Raw genomic sequence first — 3,395 nt, 5'->3', positions numbered from 1 at the left:
CCGGCGGCGCGAGGCGGCCACCGGGTCCGCGGAGGTCCTCGTGCGCGGACGGGTCGCCGAGCGGGTCGTGGACGCGTGCGACCGGGCCCGCCTGCTGTCGTTCGTCGTACCCGAGGTCGCGCCGGTCGAGGCGGCGGCCCGGCTCTACGCCACCTCCTGACGAGCCCGACGGAGATTTTCCCGATCCCGTGGAACCGAACGACCTCCCGGCCGCGTCGAACACTGTGACGGACCCAGAAGGGGAGTCCGCAGCGACCACAGGGGAGGACGAGATGACCGGGTTCAACACCCACATCGGGACCATGGACACGGCGGCCAGGAGGGTCGACGACGTGAACCTCGAGATCGACCGGCTGCTCGGCACCGTGCGGGACTCGGTGTCCCAGCTCGGCGGCTCGGTGTGGCGCGGCGCCGCGCAGGCACGCTTCACCCAGATCATGACCGAGTGGCAGCAGCAGAGCGCCAAGCTCAACAACGCCCTCGCCGGGATCTCGGAGACGATGCGGACCAACAGCTCGTCGTTCGACGCCGCGGACCAGGACTCGGCCGCCCTCATCACCCGGGCCGGCGGCACCGGCCCGCTCAACCTCTGATCGCCGACACCACCACCACCGGAAGGGACCGTCATGACCTCTGGACAGATCACCTACAACCACGGCCCGATCGAGGCCCTCGTCGGCCAGGTCGCGCAGGCGTCCACCAGCCTGCGCACCACCCTCGACGACCTCAAGGCCTACCTCGCCCCGCTGGTCGCCGAGTGGGAGGGCGACGCCGCGGTCGCCTACCAGGCGCACCAGAACGACTGGGACCAGGCCGCGGCAGCGCTGCAGGCGATGCTCGCCGAGATCTCCCGCGCCGCCGCCCAGGGCAACGAGGGCATGGCCGACGCGGATCGTCGTGCCGCTCAGGGCTGGAGCTGATCCACCGGCCCCGACACCCACGTCCGACCTCCCGCGACCCCGCCCCGCACCACCGCGGCGGCGGGGTCGGGGCGCACCGACCGGATGCAACGGTCCCACCCCCCGCCTACCGTCGCGGGACACGACCGGGTACCACCACCGGCCGCCGCGAGAAGAGGGAGGACCGCATGTACGTCACGCACGACCCGTCCACCGGTCGGACCGACCGCGAGTACGAGCAGATCCGCGACGTCGACGGCGTCCTGGACACCGTCACCGGGGGATTCGCCACCTGGCGCGCCACCGACGTGGCCGAGCGGGCCCGCATCCTGGTGGCGATCGCCGACGCCTTCGACGAGCACCGCGAGGAACTCGGTAAGGCGATCACCACCGAGATGGGCAAGCTGCCCGACCAGGCGCAGGGCGAGGTGGAGCTCGCGGCGTCGATCTACCGCTGGTACGGCGAGCACGGTCCCGCCCTCCTGGAGCCCGAGTCGCTGGACGTGCCCGAGGCGCGTCTCAACCGGGTCACCTACGAGCCCGTCGGGCCGCTGGTGGGGATCATGCCGTGGAACTACCCCTACTACCAGGTCGCTCGGTTCGCCGCGCCCAACCTGCTGCTCGGCAACACCGTCGTGCTCAAGCACGCGAGCATCTGTGCCCGCTCGTCCGCGGCCATCGAGAAGGTGCAGCGCGCGGCGGGCCTACCCGAGGACGTCTTCGTCAACGTCTACGCCTCCAGCGACACGGTCGCCGAGATGATCGCCGACCCGCGGATCAAGGGCGTCTCCCTCACCGGGAGCGAGGGAGCCGGCGCCGCGGTGGCCACGGTGGCCGCGGAGAACCTCAAGCCCAGCGTGCTGGAGCTCGGCGGGTCCGACCCGCTCATCATCCTCGACGCCGACGATCTCGACGAGCTCACCGAGACCGTGGGTCGGGCGCGGCTGTCGAACTGCGGGCAGGCGTGCAACTCGCCCAAGCGGATCTTCGTCCCGACGCAGCTCGAGGAGGACTTCCTCGGCCGGCTGAAGAACCTCTACGAGGAGCTGACCGTCGGGCCCGCCGCCGACGAGGGCACCGAGCTCGGGCCCCTGTCGTCGGAGGACGCCCGCGACGACGTCGTCGAGCAGGTCGAGACGGCCGTCCGGCAGGGCGCGACGCTCGTCACGGGCGGCGCGGCGATCGACCGGCCCGGCGCGTTCATGCAGCCCACCATCCTCACCGGCATCACCGAGGAGATGGACGCCTACCGCGAGGAGATCTTCGGCCCCGTCGCGATGGTGTACACCTACGACTCGATCGACGAGGCGGTGCGGATCGCCAACGACACGCCCTTCGGGCTCTCCGGATCCGTGTGGGGCACCGACACCGAGCGCGCCTCCGAGGTGGCGGAGCGGCTCGAGGTGGGCATGGCCTACGTCAACGAACACGGCACCACCCTCCCGGGGCTACCGTTCGGCGGCGTCAAGCGCTCCGGATACGGCCGCGAACTGGGACGATGGGGCCTGACCGAGTTCGCCAACGTCCGGCTCCAGCGCGTCAGCTGAACAGATCTGTCTATTCTCGGGGGGCGTACCCCATCGAAAGGACGAGACATGACGACTCCGCTCACCGTGAGCCCCGAGTGGCTGCACGACCACCTGGGTGAGGCCGACCTCGTCGTCGTCGACGCCACGACCCACCTGACCGCCGACGCGGACGGCACCCCACGCCCGGTCTCGGGCCTCGAGACGTACCGGCCCGAGCACATCCCCGGTGCCCTGTTCGCCGACCTGCTCGGCGACTTCGCGGACCCGTCCAGCCCCCTGCCCGCCACCGCGCCGGATCACGAGCGCTTCGCGGCCGCCGCGAGCGGGCTCGGCATCGGGGACGGCGCGACCGTGGTGGTCTACGACCAGCACGAGGGGTTCTGGGCCACCCGGTTCTGGTGGCACCTGCGCTTCGAGGGATTCGACGACGTCGCGGTCCTCGACGGCGGCCTACCGGCGTGGAAGGCCGCGGGCTACGAGGTCACCGACGAGATCGCGGTGCCGACGCCGCGCACCTTCACGGGCGTCCGTCGGCCGGAACTGATCCGGTCCACCGAGGACGTGACCGCGGCCCTCGACGACGAGAACACGATCCTCGTCAACGTCCTCGACGAGGCCACGTACCGCGGCGCCGTCGCCTCGTACGGGCGTCCCGGCCACATCCCCGGCAGCATCAACCTGCCGGTGGCCCGCCTCCGGGACCCCGAGACCGGCACGCTGCGTCCGCTCGAGGAACTGCGCGCCGAGTTCGAGGCGGCCGGGCTGCTCGACGAGGACCGCACGGTCGTCACCTACTGCGGTGGCGGGATCGCGGCCACCGGGGTCGCCCACGCGCTGGCGCTGGCCGGCCGCGAGGACGTGGCGGTGTACGACGGGTCGATGACCGCGTGGGCCGGCGATCCCGGCCTCCCGCTGGTCACCGGCGACTCGCCCCGCTGACCGCCCCGGAGCGACGACAGGGCCCCGG

At 72.0% G+C, this 3,395-nt stretch carries 4 protein-coding genes; all 4 read left to right on the top strand.

Going from position 1 to position 3,395, the window contains the following annotated elements; translation table 11 throughout:
- Positions 1-272 precede the first annotated feature (272 nt).
- The 4 genes from HMPREF3086_RS02060 to HMPREF3086_RS02045 all read left to right on the top strand — a co-directional run bounded on the left by HMPREF3086_RS02060 (position 273) and on the right by HMPREF3086_RS02045 (position 3,367).
- Positions 273-593 (top strand): WXG100 family type VII secretion target, encoded by a 321-nt coding sequence (locus HMPREF3086_RS02060; protein WP_007628508.1) that lies wholly within the window; start codon positions 273-275, stop codon positions 591-593.
- A gap of 33 nt (positions 594-626) precedes the next feature.
- Positions 627-920 carry a WXG100 family type VII secretion target gene (locus HMPREF3086_RS02055; protein ID WP_061228311.1) on the top strand — a complete coding sequence of 98 codons (294 nt, stop codon included), beginning with the start codon at positions 627-629 and terminating at the stop codon, positions 918-920.
- Positions 921-1,087: 167 nt separating this feature from the next.
- Positions 1,088-2,446 (top strand): NAD-dependent succinate-semialdehyde dehydrogenase, encoded by a 1,359-nt coding sequence (locus HMPREF3086_RS02050; RefSeq protein ID WP_061228312.1) that lies wholly within the window; start codon positions 1,088-1,090, stop codon positions 2,444-2,446.
- A 48-nt stretch (positions 2,447-2,494) separates the two neighbouring features.
- The gene (locus tag HMPREF3086_RS02045) at positions 2,495-3,367 is read left to right on the top strand and encodes a sulfurtransferase (protein ID WP_061228313.1); all 873 of its coding nucleotides are present in this window, start codon (positions 2,495-2,497) and stop codon (positions 3,365-3,367) included.
- Positions 3,368-3,395: the final 28 nt, after the last annotated feature.

Source organism: Dietzia sp. HMSC21D01, assembly GCF_001815995.1.
GTDB classification, from domain to species: domain Bacteria; phylum Actinomycetota; class Actinomycetes; order Mycobacteriales; family Mycobacteriaceae; genus Dietzia; species Dietzia cinnamea.
This window is presented reverse-complemented; position numbering and strand designations above follow the sequence as displayed.